This is a genomic window from Vannielia litorea, from assembly GCF_019801175.1.
GTDB lineage: Bacteria > Pseudomonadota > Alphaproteobacteria > Rhodobacterales > Rhodobacteraceae > Vannielia > Vannielia litorea_B.
This window is the reverse complement of record NZ_JAHVJR010000001.1, coordinates 1,735,832-1,753,973: the sequence shown is the minus strand read 5'-3', so window position 1 is coordinate 1,753,973 and position 18,142 is coordinate 1,735,832. Positions and strand designations below refer to the sequence as shown.

Annotated in this window: 19 protein-coding genes; 8 read left to right on the top strand and 11 right to left on the bottom strand. The window is 65.0% G+C overall.

Annotated features, from left to right (window positions below):
• Window positions 1-198 precede the first annotated feature (198 nt).
• From KUV38_RS08730 to KUV38_RS08720, 3 genes are all read right to left on the bottom strand, one after another.
• A complete protein-coding gene (locus KUV38_RS08730; protein WP_222469668.1) occupies window positions 199-843 on the bottom strand; it encodes an SGNH/GDSL hydrolase family protein in 645 nt (214 codons plus the stop codon).
• A gap of 196 nt (window positions 844-1,039) precedes the next feature.
• Window positions 1,040-2,881, bottom strand: a complete 1,842-nt coding sequence (locus KUV38_RS08725; RefSeq protein WP_222469667.1) for a toll/interleukin-1 receptor domain-containing protein — start codon at window positions 2,879-2,881, stop codon at window positions 1,040-1,042.
• A gap of 424 nt (window positions 2,882-3,305) precedes the next feature.
• Window positions 3,306-4,037: a L,D-transpeptidase gene (locus KUV38_RS08720; protein ID WP_222469666.1), complete on the bottom strand. Its 732-nt coding sequence runs from the start codon at window positions 4,035-4,037 to the stop codon at window positions 3,306-3,308.
• A gap of 134 nt (window positions 4,038-4,171) precedes the next feature.
• Here KUV38_RS08720 and KUV38_RS08715 point away from each other — a divergent pair, with 134 nt between their 5' ends.
• Window positions 4,172-4,807: a pyridoxamine 5'-phosphate oxidase family protein gene (locus KUV38_RS08715; RefSeq protein ID WP_222469665.1), complete on the top strand. Its 636-nt coding sequence runs from the start codon at window positions 4,172-4,174 to the stop codon at window positions 4,805-4,807.
• Window positions 4,808-4,861: 54 nt separating this feature from the next.
• On the opposite strand, the gene KUV38_RS08710 is transcribed toward KUV38_RS08715, so the two are convergent.
• The 3 genes from KUV38_RS08710 to mazG form a co-directional block, all read right to left on the bottom strand.
• Window positions 4,862-5,290 carry a peptidylprolyl isomerase gene (locus KUV38_RS08710; protein WP_222469664.1) on the bottom strand — a complete coding sequence of 143 codons (429 nt, stop codon included), beginning with the start codon at window positions 5,288-5,290 and terminating at the stop codon, window positions 4,862-4,864.
• A gap of 192 nt (window positions 5,291-5,482) precedes the next feature.
• Window positions 5,483-6,478, bottom strand: a complete 996-nt coding sequence (locus KUV38_RS08705) for a Fe(3+) ABC transporter substrate-binding protein (protein ID WP_222469663.1) — start codon at window positions 6,476-6,478, stop codon at window positions 5,483-5,485.
• A 254-nt stretch (window positions 6,479-6,732) separates the two neighbouring features.
• Window positions 6,733-7,560, bottom strand: a complete 828-nt coding sequence (mazG, locus tag KUV38_RS08700; RefSeq protein WP_222469662.1) for a nucleoside triphosphate pyrophosphohydrolase — start codon at window positions 7,558-7,560, stop codon at window positions 6,733-6,735.
• 61 nt (window positions 7,561-7,621) lie between these two features.
• Here mazG and KUV38_RS08695 point away from each other — a divergent pair, with 61 nt between their 5' ends.
• The 4 genes from KUV38_RS08695 (at window position 7,622) to KUV38_RS08680 (ending at window position 10,663) form a co-directional block, all read left to right on the top strand.
• A complete protein-coding gene (locus KUV38_RS08695; RefSeq protein ID WP_222469661.1) occupies window positions 7,622-8,791 on the top strand; it encodes a M20 aminoacylase family protein in 1,170 nt (389 codons plus the stop codon).
• Between the two features lie 3 nt (window positions 8,792-8,794).
• Window positions 8,795-9,754 (top strand): agmatinase, encoded by a 960-nt coding sequence (gene speB, locus KUV38_RS08690; RefSeq protein WP_222469660.1) that lies wholly within the window; start codon window positions 8,795-8,797, stop codon window positions 9,752-9,754.
• Window positions 9,755-9,790: 36 nt separating this feature from the next.
• Window positions 9,791-10,168 carry a hypothetical protein gene (locus KUV38_RS08685; RefSeq protein ID WP_222469659.1) on the top strand — a complete coding sequence of 126 codons (378 nt, stop codon included), beginning with the start codon at window positions 9,791-9,793 and terminating at the stop codon, window positions 10,166-10,168.
• 81 nt (window positions 10,169-10,249) lie between these two features.
• Window positions 10,250-10,663, top strand: coding sequence for a DUF1499 domain-containing protein (locus KUV38_RS08680; protein ID WP_222469658.1), 414 nt, complete (start codon window positions 10,250-10,252; stop codon window positions 10,661-10,663).
• On the opposite strand, the gene KUV38_RS08675 is transcribed toward KUV38_RS08680, so the two are convergent.
• Complete coding sequence (locus tag KUV38_RS08675; protein WP_222469657.1) at window positions 10,602-10,883, bottom strand: hypothetical protein; 282 nt, start codon at window positions 10,881-10,883, stop codon at window positions 10,602-10,604. The two genes, KUV38_RS08680 and KUV38_RS08675, sit on opposite strands and share 62 nt — an antisense overlap.
• 60 nt (window positions 10,884-10,943) lie before the next feature.
• On the opposite strand from KUV38_RS08675, the gene prfA reads away from it, so the two are divergent.
• From prfA to KUV38_RS08660, 3 genes are all read left to right on the top strand, one after another.
• On the top strand, window positions 10,944-11,999 hold the full coding sequence (gene prfA, locus KUV38_RS08670; protein WP_222469656.1) for a peptide chain release factor 1: 1,056 nt from the start codon (window positions 10,944-10,946) through the stop codon (window positions 11,997-11,999).
• The gene (gene prmC, locus KUV38_RS08665; RefSeq protein WP_315898607.1) at window positions 11,996-12,823 is read left to right on the top strand and encodes a peptide chain release factor N(5)-glutamine methyltransferase; all 828 of its coding nucleotides are present in this window, start codon (window positions 11,996-11,998) and stop codon (window positions 12,821-12,823) included. The genes prfA and prmC overlap by 4 nt, the downstream gene beginning before the upstream one ends.
• 213 nt (window positions 12,824-13,036) lie before the next feature.
• Window positions 13,037-13,645, top strand: coding sequence for a DUF4167 domain-containing protein (locus tag KUV38_RS08660; RefSeq protein WP_222469655.1), 609 nt, complete (start codon window positions 13,037-13,039; stop codon window positions 13,643-13,645).
• Between the two features lie 283 nt (window positions 13,646-13,928).
• Here the strand turns inward: KUV38_RS08660 and KUV38_RS08655 are convergent, their stop codons facing one another.
• The 4 genes from KUV38_RS08655 to KUV38_RS08640 form a co-directional block, all read right to left on the bottom strand.
• Entirely contained in the window at window positions 13,929-14,546 is a 618-nt protein-coding gene (locus KUV38_RS08655; protein ID WP_222469654.1) for a DUF3800 domain-containing protein, read from the bottom strand.
• 225 nt (window positions 14,547-14,771) lie between these two features.
• Window positions 14,772-15,608, bottom strand: coding sequence for a 16S rRNA (adenine(1518)-N(6)/adenine(1519)-N(6))-dimethyltransferase RsmA (gene rsmA / locus KUV38_RS08650; protein ID WP_222469653.1), 837 nt, complete (start codon window positions 15,606-15,608; stop codon window positions 14,772-14,774).
• Window positions 15,595-16,617, bottom strand: a complete 1,023-nt coding sequence (gene pdxA / locus KUV38_RS08645; protein WP_222469652.1) for a 4-hydroxythreonine-4-phosphate dehydrogenase PdxA — start codon at window positions 16,615-16,617, stop codon at window positions 15,595-15,597. The genes rsmA and pdxA overlap by 14 nt, the downstream gene beginning before the upstream one ends.
• Window positions 16,595-18,001 (bottom strand): peptidylprolyl isomerase, encoded by a 1,407-nt coding sequence (locus KUV38_RS08640; RefSeq protein ID WP_222469651.1) that lies wholly within the window; start codon window positions 17,999-18,001, stop codon window positions 16,595-16,597. The genes pdxA and KUV38_RS08640 overlap by 23 nt, the downstream gene beginning before the upstream one ends.
• Window positions 18,002-18,142: the final 141 nt, after the last annotated feature.

Sequence of the window (18,142 nt, the reverse complement as noted above, 5' to 3'; positions counted from 1 at the left end):
GCCCCCCTTTTTCTTTGCGATTTCAGGACGGTAAGGCGGCGACCGGGACTTCGGGAGGGGTTTTGCAAAAATGCAAGACCAATGGGGTGGTTTGGGCGTTAACCGTTATTTCGTGGGATGCACAAGCGATGCACATTCCATGCATACGACAAAAATGCAAAACGCCGAGAGGTTAAGGCCCCGCGCGGGCGGATCGGCTTAGCGCTGTAGCAAGGGGGCGACGAGGGCGGCGATGCGGGCGGAGCCCTTGGGGGAGGGATGGGTCCGGTCGGCGGCGAAGAGCGAGAGGTCGGCGGGGCTGAAGACATCGTCCATGTCGACGAGCGAGACGCCCGCGTCGCGGGCGGCCATGCGGCCAAGGCGGGATTCCAGCTCGCGGTAGGGGGCGACGCAGGCGGTGCCGGCGAAGCGGGGCGAGGTGTAGTAATCGGCCCAGACAACGCGGGAGCCGCGCTGCCGGAGGGAGGCCACGAGAGCCGGGATCGCGCCGCGACGGCCATCGGTGGAGATCAGCCGCTCGAGCACAGGGCCGCAACGGGTGCAATCGCAACTGGCGCTGATGTCATTGGCCCCGCCGTTCAGCACGACCCAAGGGGCGCTGACACCGCTGAGCTGGGTGGGGATGTTGAGCGACCCGCTGCCGCCGGCGACACGGGCGAGGGGCAGGGAGACATCGCCCACGGGCTCCCCGAGACGGGCCTGCAAGGCGCGGGCGACGGAAGCGCCGCTGCCGCGGTTCCAGGCCATGACGGAGTCGCCCGCGACGACGATGCGGGCGTTGTCAGGCACGCCGGGGGCGCAGGCGGCGAGGAGGAGAAGCGGGAGGAGGAGCCAGCGGGTCATGCTGGGGGAGGTAGGGTTGTGGGGGGAGGGGGCAAGGTTGGGGGGGCGGGGTGGGGATTCTGCGCAAATGCTCACGCAGAGCGTTAGTAAAGCCGCGGGAACTGTGAATTTGATAGGATAGGCGTGTTGCACATCCTATGTGTATGCAGATTTGCAGAGTTAGGGGCCAACCAGATATTTTGGAGTTCCTGAGTTGCTAGAAAAAGAACCTAAGGACTGCCTCGTATATGGGCCTTAACCGGCTAAAAAAAGTGGCAGCAGCGCTTGGTGCCGTTAATAAGTTGACGACTACACCCGTTCCAATCGCTGCAACAACGCTGCTAGAAACGAACACGATGCTGCTAAGTGCGCGCCTAAGCCGAGAAAACCGCTTGTGGTCATTAGCGGCTGAACTTTGTGCGTCGGAAATTTGATCTATCGCATTGTCGAGCATTTCTATCGTGTTGTCATCCAACGTCGCACGTGCATCCGCTGAGTGAAATTCAGATTTAAATCTATTTGCCAGCTCATTAACTACCTCTAAATCATCCTCCGTCACGATCGGGGCTGGTGGAGGGGGGCGCTGGGCGCCTGTTGTTGGATCCAGTTGTATTGGTTGTAAATACGGCCGAACTTGTTCAACCCGTTCCATTAGGTTCATTGCTCCTCGATAGACTGTTTTGTTCCAGGAATCAGCTGCAAAGCTATCAATCATACAGTCCTCTAGTATGACCTTCGCATCCTCGAGCGCATACCAAGTAACGGGTTCTGTTGACAGTGAAGAAGATAGCACCTCCAAGCAATGACCAAGCGCACGCGGCAACTGAAAGGCGGTGCTGTCAGAGCACATACGGCACATCGCAGCGGTAGAGGTCTTGAGCGCCAAAAGTCTTGTTTCCAGTTCTGCAGGATCCCAGAGCTCAGGCCGTAATCCTGACGGAGCGTCCTTGATTGCAATCTTCCCATTTCGGGACACCGCTTCCATAGGGTTTGAGCTGCCAATTCGAGCTTTTAGCTTTTCAAGGTTCGGCAGAGCCATTCGATCATTTATTGCATAGAGTAATTTTTGAAAATCTGGATGCCCCTGCGTTCCGTCCCAGCGACGAAGATCAACATACTGGGTCTCCGAAAACCCATATGGGATCTCGCAGTCCTCCACCTTGGCATGAACTAGTTTCTTCTTAGATTGCGCAATTGATGCTTCCTCCACAACCGCCAAAGAGTCGACGCTCTGAGGTGTCCAAAAAGTCAGCACGACGCTTGCGTCGTTCAAATTCTTCTTGATCTCGCTTCGCCATTCGGCACCGGCCTGAATATCTTGATCCCACCACAAGCTGAGGCCATTGCCTTCTATAGAAGTCTTGATGCTACGAACTAGGGCGCGATCCTTGCTCGAGTATGATACGAAGGTGAACTTTCCATCGGCTGCTCCGTTGGCGCTATGGACGCTGGAACCTTCAGCTTCAGAACTTGATTGCCTAGGATGAGAGGTCGGTTCGCTATTTCTCTTAGCTTGTTCTCTCGCTCGCCACTCGGCCTCGGTGAGAAGCAATTCTTCCGGTTCGAAGGTTGTCGCGTCAGTTGGTTCGATCAATGGCCGGGGTTCAGCGTACGCAAGATTCTTCGCGACTCCGTGTGCAATGAAATTCACTGCATCATAACGGGTGATGTCCTGTTCTCCCAGAAACAGCGCTGCGGCACTTTCGCGTTCTGCAAAAATTGCCACTAGGATATTGGCGCCAGTTACCTCAGATCGACCAGAGGATTGAACGTGGATGGCTGCTCTCTGTACCACCCTTTGAAATGCCGAGTTGGGAACGCTTTCCGCGTCTGGCTCCAATGGGATAAGCGGAGAGCCTTCGTCTTCGAGATACTCCAGTATAGCACTCTTTAGTTCTTCCAAATCAGCGTTGCAGGCCAAGAGGAGTTTTCGAGCATCGGGTTCATCGATAAGAGCAAGTAATAGGTGCTCAAGTCCAGAGTAGGCATGCCCACGATACTGTGCGGTGCTCAAGGCCGCGTGAATGGACGTCTCAAGGGTTCTCGTAAAGCTCGGCATGGATAGGTCTTTTGGAGATATTGATCAATTTCGGAGGATCGTACCATAGAGCGAGTTTACTACAACTTTAGTCTGTCACTCCCGATTGGCCCGCCCAATCTCGAGATCACGATCTCGTTCGCCACCAAGGCAATCGGTTCGTTTGGAGTGGTGGTCGTGAGCGGGGAAAGGCAAAAAATCACAGGAGTTTACACATCCTGCCATCGAGCGAGGCTCAGTCGACGCTATATCTTACACTGGTGCCTTGGTGTTACTATTCGTTACATTTGGCATCCAGCGAAACATTTCACCGATGCAGGCTCGTTTCCTCTCGGCATATTATGCGAGTTTTATCGGCGCGCATGCGCCTGAGGTACCACATCGTAGGAGCCCGACGTTGGGTGGCGGTATACATCGTGCTCTACGGTGCTGTTGCTAATTCACCCTACAGCGTCGACGTATCCTCAAGCGGGTTGCTGCCTGCCGTCAGGGCTTCGCTTGGTTCGGGGGCGGGCATGTCGGCCGGGTCGACCCAGGAGCCGGACTGGCTTTGGGGCAGGACGATCACCCGGGTTCCGTTGGGCGTATTCGCCGCAAGGTGCATGGCGTCCTGGTTGAACATGCGGATACAGCCGGAGGAGGCCTGCATGCCGATGGATTTGGGCTCTGAGGTGCCGTGGATGCGGTAGAGCGTGTCCTTGCCGTTCCGGTAGAGGTAGAGGGCGCGGGCGCCGAGGGGGTTGTCGAGGCCGCCGGGCTTTCCGTTCTTGATCGGGCCGTAGAGCTCGGGGTCGCGGCGGACCATGTTGGCGGTGGGCGTCCAGTAGGGCCAGTCGCGCTGGTAGGAGACGACGGCGTTTCCGGAGAAGCCGCGTCCGGCGCGGGCGACGCCGACGACGTAGCGCATGGCGCGGCCATTCCCCAGCAGCTGGTAGAGCCGCTTGGCGCCGGGATCGACGATGATGGTGCCGGCGGCGTGGGGGGCGGCGTAGTTGACCTCCTGCCGGGCGGTGGCCTCGGTGATGTATTCATCGGGCACGGCGGGCACGGTGATGGCGCCGTCCTGCACGGAGGCATAGAGAGCGCGGGTCTCGGGCGAGAGGCCGGAGGGATCGGTGATTTCGGCGCAGGCAGAGAGGGAGAGGGCGGCAGCGAGGGCGATGAGGGGGCGGAACATGGGGCCTTGGGGGTTGATGGCAGGGTTAACCGAGGGTTTGCCCGAGGCGGGCGGCAAGGGCAAGGGGGCTGGGCGGTTCTTGACCGGCGGTGTGGTTATGGCGTTGGGTGGCGGCGCAGAAGGAGGCGCGTGCGATGGAATTTGAGGATGTTGTGGCCGATGAGGCGGCGCTTAGGGCGCTCTATCCGGCGGTGTCGGAGTTGGCGGAGATCAAGAGCATGGCGGCGCTGGATGCCCATGCGCGGGCCTTCATCGCGCGTTCGCCGTTCGTGTGCATCGGCACGCAGGGGGCGGGCGGCCGGGCAGATGTAAGCCCGAGGGGCGATGCGCCGGGATTCGTGGAGGTGCTGGGCGACAGGCTGCTGGCGATCCCGGACCGGCCGGGGAACAACCGGCTGGATAGCCTGGCGAACATTCTGGCGAACGGGGCGGTGGGCCTGCTGTTCATGGTGCCGGGGTTCGACGAGACCTTGCGGGTGAACGGAAGGGCGAAGCTGGTGCGCGATGCGGCGCTCTTGGAGCGGATGGCAGTGAACGGGCGGGCGCCGCGGCTGGCCGTGGTGGTTGAGGTGGAGGAGGTGTTCCTGCACTGCGCCAAGGCCTTCCGCCGCTCAAAGCTGTGGGACCCGGCGGCGCGGCAGGACAGGGGCGAGATGCCGAGCCTGTCGAAGATGATCCTCGACCAGACGCGCGGCGCGCCGGAGGATGAGGGCGAGATGGCGAAGATCGACGCGGGGCTGGAGGAGGCCTACGCCAAGTCGATGTATTGAGGGCGGGGCGGGCTGGCTGCCCACCCCGCGGGCGCAGGGCGGGCGGTGGCCGCCTTAAGCGATTTCGACCAGTTCCACGTCGAAGGTGAGGGTCTTGCCGGCCAGTGGGTGGTTGGTGTCGAGCATCACGTGCTCGTCGTTGGCCTCGACCACGGTGACGGGCATGACTTGCCCTTGCGCTGTTTGGACCTGAAGCTGGGTGCCGGGGTCGGTGGGGATGTCATCGGGGAAGGCGGCGCGTTCGACGGCCTGCACGCGGCTGGCGTCGTGCTCGCCATAGGCCTCGGCCGGTTCGATCTGGACGGAGCGCTTTTCGCCCACTTCCATGCCGGTGACGCCGGCGTCGAGGCCAGGGATGATCTGGCCGGAGCCGAGCTCGAACTGGAGCGGGTCGCGGCCCTGGGAGCTGTCGAAGACGGTGCCGTCATCGAGGGTGCCGGTGTAATGAATATGAAGCGTGTCGCCGGCCTTGGCCTGGGTCATGGGGTATCCTTTCGGGAGGGGAGGTGGGTTTGCCGGGGCGCGCAGGCGGTGGCCCGGATGTTGCCGGGCAGAGTCGCAAATGGGCGCGCGAATGTAAACCGGGGGCCCTGGACAAGGAAAAGCCCCGCCGGGCGCGGGGCCGGCGGGGCTTGGGATATGTCGGTTGGCGGGGTGTCCGCCGGGCGTGTGCCCTCAGCCGTCGAAGTCGACTTCTTCGATCAGTTTGATCGCGTCGGGGCGGAGTTTGGCGATGTCGACGAGGTCGGTGTCATCGGGGGTGAATTCGCCCCAGCCTTTGACCAGCTCGGAGGCCTCGGTGCCGGGGGCGACCGGGTACTCGTTGTTCACCTCGGCATAGATTTCCTGCGCCTGCGAGGAGGCGAGGAATTCGATGAACTTCACCGCGTTCTCCTTGTTCGGCGCGGATTTGGTCAGCGCGACGCCGGAGAGGTTGATGTGGGTGCCGCCGTCTTCGAAGGTCGGGAAGGTGATGCGGACGCTTTCGGCCCACGGCACCTGCTCGGGGTCGGCCAGCATGGCGCCCATGTAGTAGGTGTTGCCAAGCGAGATGTCGCATTCCCCGGCCCAGATCGCCTTGACCTGCGCGCGGTCGTTGCCCTCGGGCTTGCGGGCGAGGTTGGCCTTCACGCCTTCGAGCCAGGTCTTGGTGTACTCTTCACCGTGGTGGTGCAGCATGGCCGAGACCAGTGCCACGTTATAGGCATGGGTGCCGGAGCGGGTGCAGATGCGGCCCTTCCACTTGGGGTCGGCCAGATCCTCGTAGGTGGTCACCTCGCCGTCGGCCACGCGCTCTTTGGAGGCGTAGACGATACGGGCGCGGGTGGTGACGCCCCACCATTGGCCATCGGGGCCGTGCAGTGCGGCGGGCACGTTGTCTGTCAGGGTCTGGGAGGAGAGCGGCTGGGTGACGCCGGCCTCGACCAGTTCGTTCAGGCGGGAGATGTCGACGGTGAGCACGACATCGGCGGGCGAACGGTCGCCCTCGGCCTGGAGGCGCTCCACCATGCCTTTGTTGAGGAAGGCCACGTTCACGTCGATGCCGGTTTCGGCGGTGAAGGCCTCGGTCAGCGGCGCGATCAGCTCAGGCTGGCGGTAGGAATAGACGTTGATCTCATCGGCCAGCGCCGGGCTGGCGGCGAGGGTGAGGGCGAGGGTAGTTCGCAGCATGGTGTGTCTCCCTGGTTGTGTCGGCCGCGCTTAAACCTGACTCTTTTTGTTGGGTCAATGGGTGAGTTTTTTGGTCGGGATAACGGGCGGGGTGGCCTATGGACGCGGTCGCGCAGCGCGCAGCGATGCCTGAGAGGCAGTCAGCCCGCTGTGCCGTGCGCGGGTACCCTGCTGCGGGCGTGGTGTGGGCAGAGGATGCGGGAGTGAGTATTTGCAGCAAGAAAAAGGGGCGGGGTGGCGCCTTGGGGCGCTGGTCAGGCCTTTTCGGCGCGTTTGATCGAAGTCCAGAGCGCGTCCATCTCCTCCAGCGTCGCCTGCTGCGGGCTGCTGCCCTTGGCCGCGAGCGCGTCTTCTATCGCGTTGAAACGGCGGGTGAACTTGGCGTTGGTGCGGCGCAGGGCGGCCTCCGGGTCGATGCCCTTGTGGCGGGCGAGGTTGGTGAGGACAAAGAGCATGTCGCCCATCTCGTCCTCCAGCGCGTCGGCGTCGCCTTCGGCCTCGGCCAGCTCTGCGGCCTCTTCCTGCAGCTTGGCGAGGACGTCCTGCACGTTGTCCCAATCAAACCCCACGCGGGCGGCGCGGTTTTGCAGCTTCAGTGCGCGGGTGAGGGCGGGCAGGCCGAGGGCGACGCCGTCCAGCGTGCGGGTCTCGCCCTTGGCGGCGCGCTCGGCGGCTTTTTGCTTTTCCCAGTCCAGCGTTTGCTGCTCGGCCGATTTGTCGCGCGACTCGGAACCGAAGATATGGGGGTGGCGGGCGACCATCTTGTCGGAGACGCTTTGGGCAATGGAGGCGAAGGTGAAGTGGCCGTCCTCGCGGCCCATCTGGGCGAAATAGACCGCTTGCAGCAGCAGGTCGCCGAGCTCGCCCTCCAACTCGCCCCATGCCGAGCGGGCGACCGCATCGGCCACCTCGTAGGCCTCCTCGATGGTGTAAGGGGCGATGGTGGCGTAGCTCTGCTCGATGTCCCAAGGGCAGCCCTGATCGGGGTCGCGCAGGCAGGCCATGATGGCGAGAAGCCGCTGCATCTGACGGGCGTCATCCGGGGTTTGGTCGAAAATCAGCGGGTCGGAAGGGTCGGCCATTGCGGGGGGGCTCCGGATGGGATTTGGTGGCAGTCGTCTCAGCAGAGAGGAACCTCAGCCCATGCCCATCGTCAACCGGATCGCCGGATATTCAGAGGAGATGACCGCATGGCGGCGGCATATCCACATGCACCCAGAGCTGGGATTCGACTGCCATGAGACGGCGGCCTTTGTGGCCGAGAAGCTGCGGGCCTTCGGGGTGGATGAGGTGCATGAGGGCATCGCCGAGAGCGGGCTAGTGGCGCTGATCCACGGCAAGGGCGCGAGCACGCGGCGGCTGGGGCTCAGGGCGGATATGGATGCGCTCCCGATAGAGGAGGCGACGGGGGCAGAGCATGCGAGCCGGGTGCCGGGCAAGATGCATGCCTGCGGCCATGACGGGCATACCACGATGCTGCTGGGCGCGGCGAAGTACCTTGCCGAGACGCGCAACTTTGCCGGGACGGTGGCGCTGATCTTCCAGCCGGCAGAAGAGGGCGGCGCGGGCGGCGAGGCCATGGTCAAGGCCGGTATCATGGACAAGTTCGGGATCACCGAGGTGTATGGCATCCACAATGCGCCGGGGATGGAGGAGGGCGAGTTCTTGACCACGCCCGGGCCGATTTTGGCGGCGGTGGACAGCTGGGAGGTGAACGTGAAGGGCGTGGGCGGGCATGGGGCGATGCCGCATCAGACCCGCGATCCGATCGTGGCCGCCGTGGGAATCGTGAGCGCGGTGAATACCATCGTCAGCCGGAACCATTATGCGATGGAGGAGCTGGTGGTGAGCGTGACGCAGATCCACACGGGGAGCGCCGACAACATCATCCCCGACACCGCCTGGGTCAACGGGACGGTGCGCACGCTGCAGCCCGAGGTGCGGGCGATGGTGCGGCGGCGGCTGGCGGAGATCGTGGCGGGGCAGGCGGCGGCCTATGGTGTGGAGGCGGAGCTGATCTACCACGAGGGCTATCCGGCGACGGTGAACGATGCGGCCAAGGCCGGGTTTGCCGCCGATGTGGCCGAAGAGATCAGCGGCGAGGGCCGGGTGGAGCGCGAGGGCACCGCCGAAATGGGGGCGGAGGACTTCTCCTACATGCTGGAGGCGCGGCCCGGGGCCTTCCTGTTCCTCGGGCAGGGGGATGGGGCCTCGCTCCATCATCCGAAGTATGATTTCAACGACAAGGTGGCGCCGGTGGGGGCCAGCTTCTTTGCCCGGCTCGTGGAGCGGGCGCAGCCGGTGGAGGCCTGAGGGATGGCGCTGGAAGACGCAAAAACGCAGGTGGATCAAGCCTTTACGCGCAAGGGGGCGCGGGGGGCGAGCTTTGAAAACACCTTTGGCGGGGCGACGAGCTTTTTGCGGCGGCGCTACACCAAGGATCTGAAAGGCTATGATCTGGCGGTGACGGGCGTGCCCTTTGACCAGGCGGTGACCAACCGGACCGGCACGCGGTTTGGGCCAAGGGCGATCCGCGAGGCGAGCACGCTGCAGCCCTATGACCCGCCCTATGGCTGGGATTACGACCCGTTGGAGGAGCTGGCGATTGCCGATTATGGCGATATGGCCTTTGACTATGCCAAGGTCTGGGAGTTCCCCAAGGCGCTGGAGGTCCATGTGGCGGGCATTCTCGGCGCGGGCTGCGGGTGCATCACGCTGGGAGGCGATCACTCGATCACCCTGCCGATCCTGCGGGCCCATGCGGCCAAGCACGGGCCGCTGGCCTATGTGCAGTTCGACGCGCACACAGATACATGGGTGGATGACGACCCGGAGCGGATCGACCACGGCACCTTTGCCTACAAGGCGGTGAAGGAGGGGCTGATCGACGTGGAGCGCGCCGTGCAGGTGGGTATCCGGACGGTGAACCCCGATACGATGGGGATCAAGATCATCGACGCGCCGGAGGTGCATGACATCGGCCCGCAGGCGGTGGCGGTGATGATCCGCGAGCGGGTGGGCGATGCACCCTGCTACGTGAGCTTTGACATCGACGGGCTGGACCCGGCCTTTGCGCCGGGCACGGGCACACCGGTGTGGGGCGGCCTCAGCTCTGCGCAGGCGGCGGCGATCCTGCGCGGGATGGCGGGCGTGAACGTGGTGGGCGGCGATGTGGTGGAAGTGAGTCCACCGTTTGACCATGGAGGCATTACCGCAGTTGCGGGCGCCCATGTGGCGATGGAGCTGATCTGCCTTTGGGGCGCCGGTCGGAGATAGCAATGGCGGGCATGACCTGCCGGAGGGGAGAATGAGATGTTCAAGACAACAGTGACGGCATGGCTGGTGCGGCTGGCGATCACATGGGTGGGCGCGGGCGTGATTGCCTTTCTGGTCGCCGACTACGTGCTGCGCGAGAACGTGGAGGCCACGGGCGCGGCGATGGGCGAGGTGAACGCCGCCGTGGGCCGGATCGAGGCCGGGATGGCGGCGCAGGACGGCGAGATCGCGGCGCTGAAGGCGGCTGTGGCGGGGCTTGCTGTGGCAGAGGTGCCTGCAGAAGAGGCGCCCGCAGAAGAGGCTCCGGCGGAAGAGGTGCCTGAAGAGGCGGCGCCGGAGGCTGGGGAGACGGCGCCGGAGGCTGATGAGGGCGAGCCGGAGGAAGACGCGGACGCTGAGGCGCCCTCTGAGTAGGGACTGCGGCTTTGTTCATGCCCTTGGGTGGGGCATGTGAGGCCGGTTCATTGCAGCGGACTAATGAGACAGGGGAGCGCCATGTTCTGGTGGTTGATCGCAATCGGGGCCGTGTTCATGGGGCTGGGGCTGCTGGTGCGGCTTTGGCCCATTCCGGAGGCGCGGCTCAGTGGTCAGCCGGGGCCGGAGGCGCCGGGCTGGCATGCGATGGCGGGCGGCGTGAAGCTGGTGATCCCGAATGCGCCCGCCGATGCCGAAGCACGGCTGAAGCGGGTGGCGCTGGACGATCTGCGCACCGTCAGCCCGCGTGAGGGCACTTATGTGACGCGCTCGATGATCTGGCAGTTCCCCGATGTCACCCGGGTCTGGCGTGACGCGGCGGGGGCGCTGCACATCCATGCCCATCTGGTGATCGGGCGGAGCGATCTGGGGGTCAACCGGAAGAGGTTGGAGCGGTGGATTGAAGAGGCTGGTCTGGCCGCAGCGAAGAGCTGAGGCAATTGGGCGAAACCTCGCGCCACATCGGCACGTTGAGCGACATCTGGCACTGCGCGGTGAAGCTGCGGCCGCCGACGGTGAGGCAGATGTTCTCGCCCAGTTCGACCCGGCTGCCCTTGCTGTCGGTGCAGTAGCAATCGACGGTCTTGCCGGCTGCGCCGAGGGGGCCTGCGAGGAGGCCTGAGAGGGCGAGCGAGAGGGCGAGAAGCCGTTTCATTCCGCCAGCATAGCATGGATGCGGCCTTGACCAAAGCGCGGTGATGGGGGAGAGGGGGCCATGGTTTCAGAAGAGCGATTGGCGGAGATCACGGCGCGGTTCGAGTTTCTCGAAGCGCGGATGAACGCGGGTGTCAGCGGCGAGGAGATCGCCAAGCTGGGGCGGGAATATGCCGAGTTGAAGCCGGTGGTGGAGCAGATCGCGGCCTGGCGGCAGGTGCGGCGCGACATTGCCGAGGCGGAGGCCATGCTGGCGGACCCGGAGATGGCGGAACTGGCGGAAGAGGAGCTGCCGGGCTTGCGGGCGCGGCTGCCGGAGATCGAGGGTGATCTGCAGCTGGCGCTGCTGCCCAAGGATGCCGCCGACGCCCGGCCTGCGATGATCGAGATCCGGCCCGGCACGGGCGGCGACGAGGCGGCGCTTTTTGCCGGGGACCTGCTGCGGATGTACCAGCGCTATGCCGAGGCGCAGGGCTGGAGCTTTGAGGTGCTGGAGCTGGCCGAGACCGAGCTGGGCGGCGTGAAGGAGGCGGTGGCCCATGTGAAGGGCGAGGGCGTGTTTGCACGTCTGAAGTTCGAGAGCGGGGTGCACCGGGTGCAGCGCGTGCCGGAGACTGAGAGCGGCGGGCGGATTCATACCTCCGCGGCCACGGTGGCGGTGCTGCCCGAAGCGGAGGAGGTCGATATCGACATTCCGGCGCAGGATATCCGGATCGACACGATGCGGGCCTCAGGCGCGGGCGGACAGCATGTGAACACCACCGATTCGGCGGTGCGGATCACCCACCTGCCGACCGGCGTGGTGGTGACCAGCAGCGAGAAGAGCCAGCACCGCAACCGCGAGATCGCCATGCAGGTGCTGCGCACGCGGCTCTACGACCTCGAGCGGCAAAGGGTGGATTCGGAGCGGTCGGCGGATCGCAAGAGCCAGGTCGGCTCGGGCGACCGGAGCGAGCGCATCCGGACCTACAACTTTCCGCAGGGGCGGGTGACGGACCACCGGATCAACCTGACGCTCTATGCGATCGACCGGGTGATGCAGGGCGAGCTGGGCGAGGTGATCGAGGCGCTGGTGGCCGACGATCAGGCCCGCAAGCTGGCGGAGCTGGGCGGGTGAGCACGGTGGGCGCGGCGCTGGGCGCCGTGGCCGGGGTGCTAGGCGCGGGCGGCGTGGAGGGCGCGCAGCGGGAGGCCTCGATGATCCTCGCCCATGTGCTGGGCGTGCCGCGCGACCGGGTCGGGCTGATGCGGGACGATCCGCTGGCGCCGGACGCGCTGGCCGAGGCCGAGGCGCTGGCTGTCCGGCGGGCAGCGGGGGAGCCGATGAGCCACATTCGCGGCTGGCGGGAGTTCTGGGGGCGGCGGTTTATCGTGACGCCGGATGTGCTGGACCCGCGGCCGGAGACGGAAATTCTGGTCTCTGCGGCGCTGGACGAGCCTTTTGCGGATGTGCTGGACCTTGGATCAGGGTCAGGCTGTATCCTCTTGTCTTTGCTGGCAGAACGCGAGAACGCGCGGGGCGTGGGGCTGGAGATTTCTGCCCCCGCGATTGTCGTGGCGGAGCGCAATGCGGAGGCGCTGGGGCTGAAGGGCCGCGCGGGATTTGTGCAGAGCGACTGGTATGCGCGCCTACGCGGGCGGTTCGACCTGATCGTGTCCAACCCGCCCTATATCGCGCAGGAGGAGATGGCGGGGCTGGCGCGGGAGCTGGCGCATGAGCCGCAGGGCGCGCTGACCGATGGCGGTGACGGGCTGAGCGCCTATCGCGCCATCGCCGCCGGGCTGGGCGATCATCTCGCGCCGGGCGGGCGGGTTCTGGTGGAAATCGGGCCGACGCAGGGGCCGGCGGTGGCCGCGCTTTTCGAGGCCGCGGGGCTGCGCGACGTGGCCGTGCGGCCCGACCTCGACGGGCGCGACCGGGTGGTGACAGGGCGGCGTTGAGGCGGCGGAAGGCCGCAAACCGGCCTATATGTGCCGCATTCACGTGATTTTTTGCTTGTCACCCGACAAAAGGGCCATATAACGAATGTCCAGAGGCGCGGTGCTCGGGCGCACCCCCTCTCGCTGTCATCCAATCGCCGACCGGAATTTTTCGAGACCGCAAATCAGCGGCCGGGTCGAGCAAAAACCGCAACAAGGCGGACCGTAGTATACATGAGATCTTCCAAGTCACGTTCGCGTTCCAAGGGGAACCGCTCGCGCTCCATGGGCAATATCGTCAACCGGGTTTTCGACAGCTCGGGGCCTGAAGGCAAGGTGCGCGGCACGCCGCAGCAGATCATCGACAAGTACCAGCAGCTGTTTCGCGATGCGCAGCTCGGCAATGACCGGGTGGCCGCGGAGAACTTTCAGCAGCATGCCGAGCATTACATCCGGATGCTGGGCGAGGCGCAGCGCGAGCAGCAGGAGCGCCAGCAGCAGCAACAGAACAACCAGCAGAACAACAACCAGCAGCACGGCGGCGGCAACGGCGGCCAGGAGCGGCAGCAGGGTGACGAGGGCGGCCAGCAGGGCGGAGACGACCGCAAGGGTCGCCAGAACGACCGTGGCGGCGACGCGCAGGGCGACCAGCAGGCCGGACGTCAGGGCGATGGCTCGGACGTGATGGATGTGATGGACGGCGAGAGCGGCGACAGCGGGCTGGTGGAAACCCCCGAGAGCAAGCCGCAGAAGCCGCGCCGCAAGCGCACCCGCAAGCCCGCTGCAGAGGCGGCAGACGCCGGTGGCGATAACGGCGGACAGGAGACCAAGGCGGCAGAGTGACGCCGGTTTCGGTTCGAGAATGGGGGGCGTGCCTGTTTGGTGCGCCCTTTTTCTTTGCGGATGGGGGTGACGTGCGTGCGCGCGACCCTAGGGTCTAGAAACGACGCTCTATCTGGTGGGAAAACGGAAGACTACTGGACGCAGGGGGGGCAGGAAGAACGCAAAAGATTGACTTTCGGAGCTGTCCGGCATATCTCCTCCGTGCAAGTCGCCTTTGGTTGCCGAATTGTCACCGTAGGGTGTGCGTTCTCTTCAATCGGAGAGATAGGCGCCAAGGCGCAGTTTATCTGAACTCCCAGACGTTTTCGATTTGACCATTCTTACGCAGTGTGGATCGCCAACGGTTGCTGTCCGCTCTTTCTGGATTGTAGGATCTGGCGATCGCACCGGCAGTCATGTCTGCGAGCTGTACCAGTGGGTCTTTGACGGAGTCGCGCAGCTCTAGTTTCTTCACGGCGTTCGAGTCTAAGTGTCTTCTCAAGTAGGAGCGAAACGCCCTCTTGAATGCCCTGTCTCCCGAGCCATCGACAACGACCTTTGCGTCTACAAGGGCGCCACCATCGTGTTGAAGCATGTTCCTGACGAAAAACTTGTAGAAGCTCTCTTTGACAGTTCTTAGGGCGTCCGAGTAGATTAACTCCTTTTGCACAACGACTGACCTTGTTCTAAATTCGTAGCGTCCCACAACTTCAAAAAACGTGTCGCGATGCGGACTGTAGAGTTTGCTAAACTTGAACTCTGGCTTGACCCTAAGGGCTTTCATTAGTTCGTAGATAGCCTTTTGGCAGGACTTTGCTTGCTCATGGTCGTCGAAAATTACCATCGTAGTAACAAAATTTGGCGAAGATCCCTTTGCCAACTTGAAACCGGGATCGCCACTCTCATCAATAAAGACCAACATGTTTTCAGCCTATGAGAGCGCTGAATCTTGAGCAAGGCACACTGGGTCTTTAGCGCACGAGCAAGCAACCGCCTTGAACTATGAAGACACTAGGAGAGCGTGGCGCGATTAATTCTGGCCCAAGACACCACTCAAATGCGGTGGAAGAAAGCAGACTAACCGGGACCGGGACAGTCGACCTCATCATTTATGCATTGGTGTCAACGCGCTGAGCGCTTCGCCGGTTCAGCCGAGGGTGCGGGCGAGGGCGGCGAATTGCTCGATGGAGAGGGTTTCGGCGCGGGCGGTGGGGGCGATGCCGGCCTCTTCGAGTTTGGCTTCGATCTGCGGGTGCAGGCCCTTGAGGGCGGCGCGGAGCATCTTGCGGCGCTGGTTGAAGGCCTTGGCGACGACCCGTTCCATCGCCGCCGGATCGGCGGGGAAGGCGGGCTGGGGCCGGGGGCGCAGGTGGACCACGGCGGAGGAGATCTTGGGCGGCGGGGTGAAGGCCTCGGGCGGCAGGGTGAGGGCGATGCGGGCCTCGGCCTTCCATTGGGCGAGCACGGCGAGGCGGCCGTAGGCCTTGGTGCCGGGCTGGGCGACGATGCGCTCGGCCACCTCGCGCTGGAACATGAGGGTGAGGCTCTGCCAGTAGGGCGGCCACTGGGCGGGGGTGAGCCAGCGGACCAGAAGCTCGGTGCCCACGTTGTAGGGCAGGTTGGCGACCACGTGGATCGGGCCGCTGAGATGCGCGCGGGCATCGACCTCGAGCGCGTCGCCTTCGATCACTTCGAGCCGGTCCGGGTAGGCCTCGGCGATCTCTGCAAGGGCGGGGAGGCAGCGTGTGTCTTTTTCGATCGCCAGCACGCGGCGGGCACCCTCGGCCAGCAGGCCGCGGGTGAGGCCGCCGGGGCCGGGGCCGACCTCGAGCACATCGGCCTGCGTGAGGTCGCCGGGGATGCGGGCGATGCGGGCGGTCAGGTTGAGGTCGAGCAGGAAGTTCTGCCCGAGCGACTTTTTGGCCGCGAGCCCGTGGGTGGCGATCACCTCGCGCAGGGGAGGGAGGCGATCAATCGGGGGCATGGGAGGCGCGGGCGGTGGCCATGCGGCGCGCCATTTCAAGCGCGGCGCAGAGGGAGGCGGGGGTGGCGAGGTCTTGCCCGGCGATGTCGTAGGCGGTGCCGTGGTCGGGCGAGGTGCGGATGAAGGGCAGGCCGAGGGTGACATTCACGGCGGTGTCGAAGGCCAGCGTTTTGGCCGGGATCAGGGCCTGATCGTGATACATGGCAATCGCCGCGTCGTAGCGGGCGCGGGCGGCGGCGTGGAACATGGTATCGGCAGGCAGGGGGCCGGAGAGGGCGAGGCCCTCGGCGCGCAGGTCGTCCAGCGTGTGCTCGATCCAGTCCAGCTCTTCGCTGCCGATCTTGCCGCCTTCGCCCGCGTGGGGGTTGAGGCCTGCCACGGCGAGCCGGGGCGCAACGATGCCGAAGTCGCGGCGCAGGGCGGCGACGGTGATACGGATGGTCTCGGTCAGCAGGCCGGGGGTGAGGGCCTCGGGCACATCGGCCAGCGGGATGTGGATGGTGACCGGCACGCAGCGGAGTGCCTCGGAGGCGAGCATCATCACCGGGCGGCGGGTGCCGCCGGCGAGGTGGGCGAGAAACTCGGTATGGCCGGGAAAGGCGAAGCCCGCGCCCTCGATCAGCGCCAGCTTGGAGATCGGGCAGGTGGTGAGGGCGGCGGCGTGGCCGGATTTGACCTCGTCCACCGCGCGGGTGATGGCGGCGATGACGGCTGCGGCATCCTCGGGGTCGGGCTGGCCGGGGCGGCTCTGGCCGGGAAACTCGATCTCGATCAGAGGCAGGGCCTCGCCGGCGACTTCGGCGGCCTCAGACGTGTTGGCGACGGTTTGCACCGGCAGGGCGGCGGGCAGGTGCTTGCGCGCGCCGATATAGGCGAAGGGCAGGGTGGCGCCGAGACGCTTCCAGGCCTTGACCGCGATTTCGGGGCCGATGCCCGCCGGATCGCCGCAGGAGAGTGCGATGGCGGCGGGCGGAGGGCCGGACCGCTCAGGGGTAGGTGATGATGGCATTGGCCTTCAGCTCGGCGAGGTAGCTTTCGGCGTAGCTCGCCACGATCTGGTTGATCAGCTGCTGGCGCACGGCGGCGCGGCGGACTTCGGGCACGCCCTCGACGGCGGTGGGGGCCGGGTCTTCCTCCGCCGTGGCAGCGGCGGCGGCCTCGGAGGCGCGGGCCTGATCGTCTTCATCGGTGTCGGCGCGGCCATCGCTTTGGCGCGGTGCAACGCCGGAGGTGCCTGCGGCGCTGTCATCGGCCAGCGTGGCGGTGGTGCGGCCGCAGAGCATGAGGAAGACCAGCGCGTTGCCGGAAGTCAGGGCAGTGGAGCTTTCACCCGGGTCCAGTTTGGCCAGTTCGATTGCGATATCGCCGGGCACGTCGCCTGCGGCCTTGGTCTCGCGGGTCAGGCGGTTGGCGGGCAGGCCCTTGGCGATGCCGTAGAGGTCATTGCAGCTGTCGACGCGGGTGCGGATCTTGGCGGCCTGGGCGAGGGTGTCTTCGGTGCGGCCACCGGGGATGAGGAAGCGGGCATATTCCAGCGCGACGGTCTCTTCGCCGGGGTCGGCGCTGTCGATCATGCGGCGCAGCTGGAAGATGGCGATGGCGTTGGGGATCGGGAAGGGCTCTGTCACGCCGCCGGGGGGCAGGGTGAGGAAGGCCTGTGCGATTTGCCCGGGCAGGTTGCCGAGCGGCACAGGCTCGGGCACGCGGCCGCCGCGGGCTCGGGAAGGCGAGGCCGAATAGCGCCGGGCGGCAGAGGAGAAGGCGGCATCGGACATGTTGGTGCCACCGAGTTCGGCGGCGATGCGCTCGGCCTGGGCCGCAGCGGCGGGGGTGTTGGCGGGCAGGATGATCTCGGCGAAATCGACCTTAACGCCGCCGCCCCGGCGCGAGGTGGCGGCGATGGCGTGCTGGATGTCGGTCTCTGTGACCTGGGCCTGCGCAAGCGGCGCGAAGCGGGTGGCCACCACCTGCCGCCAGAGCAGGCCGGCGGCGACGAAATCACGGTAGCTCTCACGGGCGACGCCAGCGCCTTCGAGCGCCTGAATGAATTGCTCGCGGGAGAGGTTGGCGCGGCCTGCGAACTCGGTTTCGCCCTCGATGATCTGCTCGTCGGAGAGCGCGAGGCCCATCTCGTCGGCGGCAAGGAAGCGCAGGCGATCATCGATCAGGGCTTCGAGCGCCTCTTTTTCGAGATCGCCGGGGCTGCGGAACAACTTCATCATCATGATGCGCTGCTGGTGCTCGAAGTTGGTGACGGCCTTGCCGTTGATCACCACCACCGGCTTGAACAGCTCGGTGGAGGCGACCTGTGCGAAGGCCGGGGCCGGTGCAGTGAGGGCGGTGGCCGTGGCCAGCGCGAGGCCCGCGAGGAAATGCTTGAAGGTCTGGATCATGGCTGCCCGCCCGATGTTCTCTTGGTTGTTCGGGTTCTTATCGCAAAGGCGGGAGGGTTTGTCACGCCCGCAAGGCACGGCGGCGGCAGCGCATTTGGCGGGCCTTCGGCGGGGCTGGCGGGATCGTGATGAGCGCGCGCG

Coding starts and splice junctions, on each gene's coding strand:
- KUV38_RS08730 (WP_222469668.1), bottom strand. CDS start 843: ATGACCCGCTGGCTCCTCCTCCCGCTTCTCCTCCTCGCCGCCTGCGCC.
- KUV38_RS08725 (WP_222469667.1), bottom strand. CDS start 2,881: ATGCCGAGCTTTACGAGAACCCTTGAGACGTCCATTCACGCGGCCTTG.
- KUV38_RS08720 (WP_222469666.1), bottom strand. CDS start 4,037: ATGTTCCGCCCCCTCATCGCCCTCGCTGCCGCCCTCTCCCTCTCTGCC.
- KUV38_RS08715 (WP_222469665.1), top strand. CDS start 4,172: ATGGAATTTGAGGATGTTGTGGCCGATGAGGCGGCGCTTAGGGCGCTC.
- KUV38_RS08710 (WP_222469664.1), bottom strand. CDS start 5,290: ATGACCCAGGCCAAGGCCGGCGACACGCTTCATATTCATTACACCGGC.
- KUV38_RS08705 (WP_222469663.1), bottom strand. CDS start 6,478: ATGCTGCGAACTACCCTCGCCCTCACCCTCGCCGCCAGCCCGGCGCTG.
- mazG (WP_222469662.1), bottom strand. CDS start 7,560: ATGGCCGACCCTTCCGACCCGCTGATTTTCGACCAAACCCCGGATGAC.
- KUV38_RS08695 (WP_222469661.1), top strand. CDS start 7,622: ATGCCCATCGTCAACCGGATCGCCGGATATTCAGAGGAGATGACCGCA.
- speB (WP_222469660.1), top strand. CDS start 8,795: ATGGCGCTGGAAGACGCAAAAACGCAGGTGGATCAAGCCTTTACGCGC.
- KUV38_RS08685 (WP_222469659.1), top strand. CDS start 9,791: ATGTTCAAGACAACAGTGACGGCATGGCTGGTGCGGCTGGCGATCACA.
- KUV38_RS08680 (WP_222469658.1), top strand. CDS start 10,250: ATGTTCTGGTGGTTGATCGCAATCGGGGCCGTGTTCATGGGGCTGGGG.
- KUV38_RS08675 (WP_222469657.1), bottom strand. CDS start 10,883: ATGAAACGGCTTCTCGCCCTCTCGCTCGCCCTCTCAGGCCTCCTCGCA.
- prfA (WP_222469656.1), top strand. CDS start 10,944: ATGGTTTCAGAAGAGCGATTGGCGGAGATCACGGCGCGGTTCGAGTTT.
- KUV38_RS08660 (WP_222469655.1), top strand. CDS start 13,037: ATGAGATCTTCCAAGTCACGTTCGCGTTCCAAGGGGAACCGCTCGCGC.
- KUV38_RS08655 (WP_222469654.1), bottom strand. CDS start 14,546: ATGTTGGTCTTTATTGATGAGAGTGGCGATCCCGGTTTCAAGTTGGCA.
- rsmA (WP_222469653.1), bottom strand. CDS start 15,608: ATGCCCCCGATTGATCGCCTCCCTCCCCTGCGCGAGGTGATCGCCACC.
- pdxA (WP_222469652.1), bottom strand. CDS start 16,617: ATGCCATCATCACCTACCCCTGAGCGGTCCGGCCCTCCGCCCGCCGCC.
- KUV38_RS08640 (WP_222469651.1), bottom strand. CDS start 18,001: ATGATCCAGACCTTCAAGCATTTCCTCGCGGGCCTCGCGCTGGCCACG.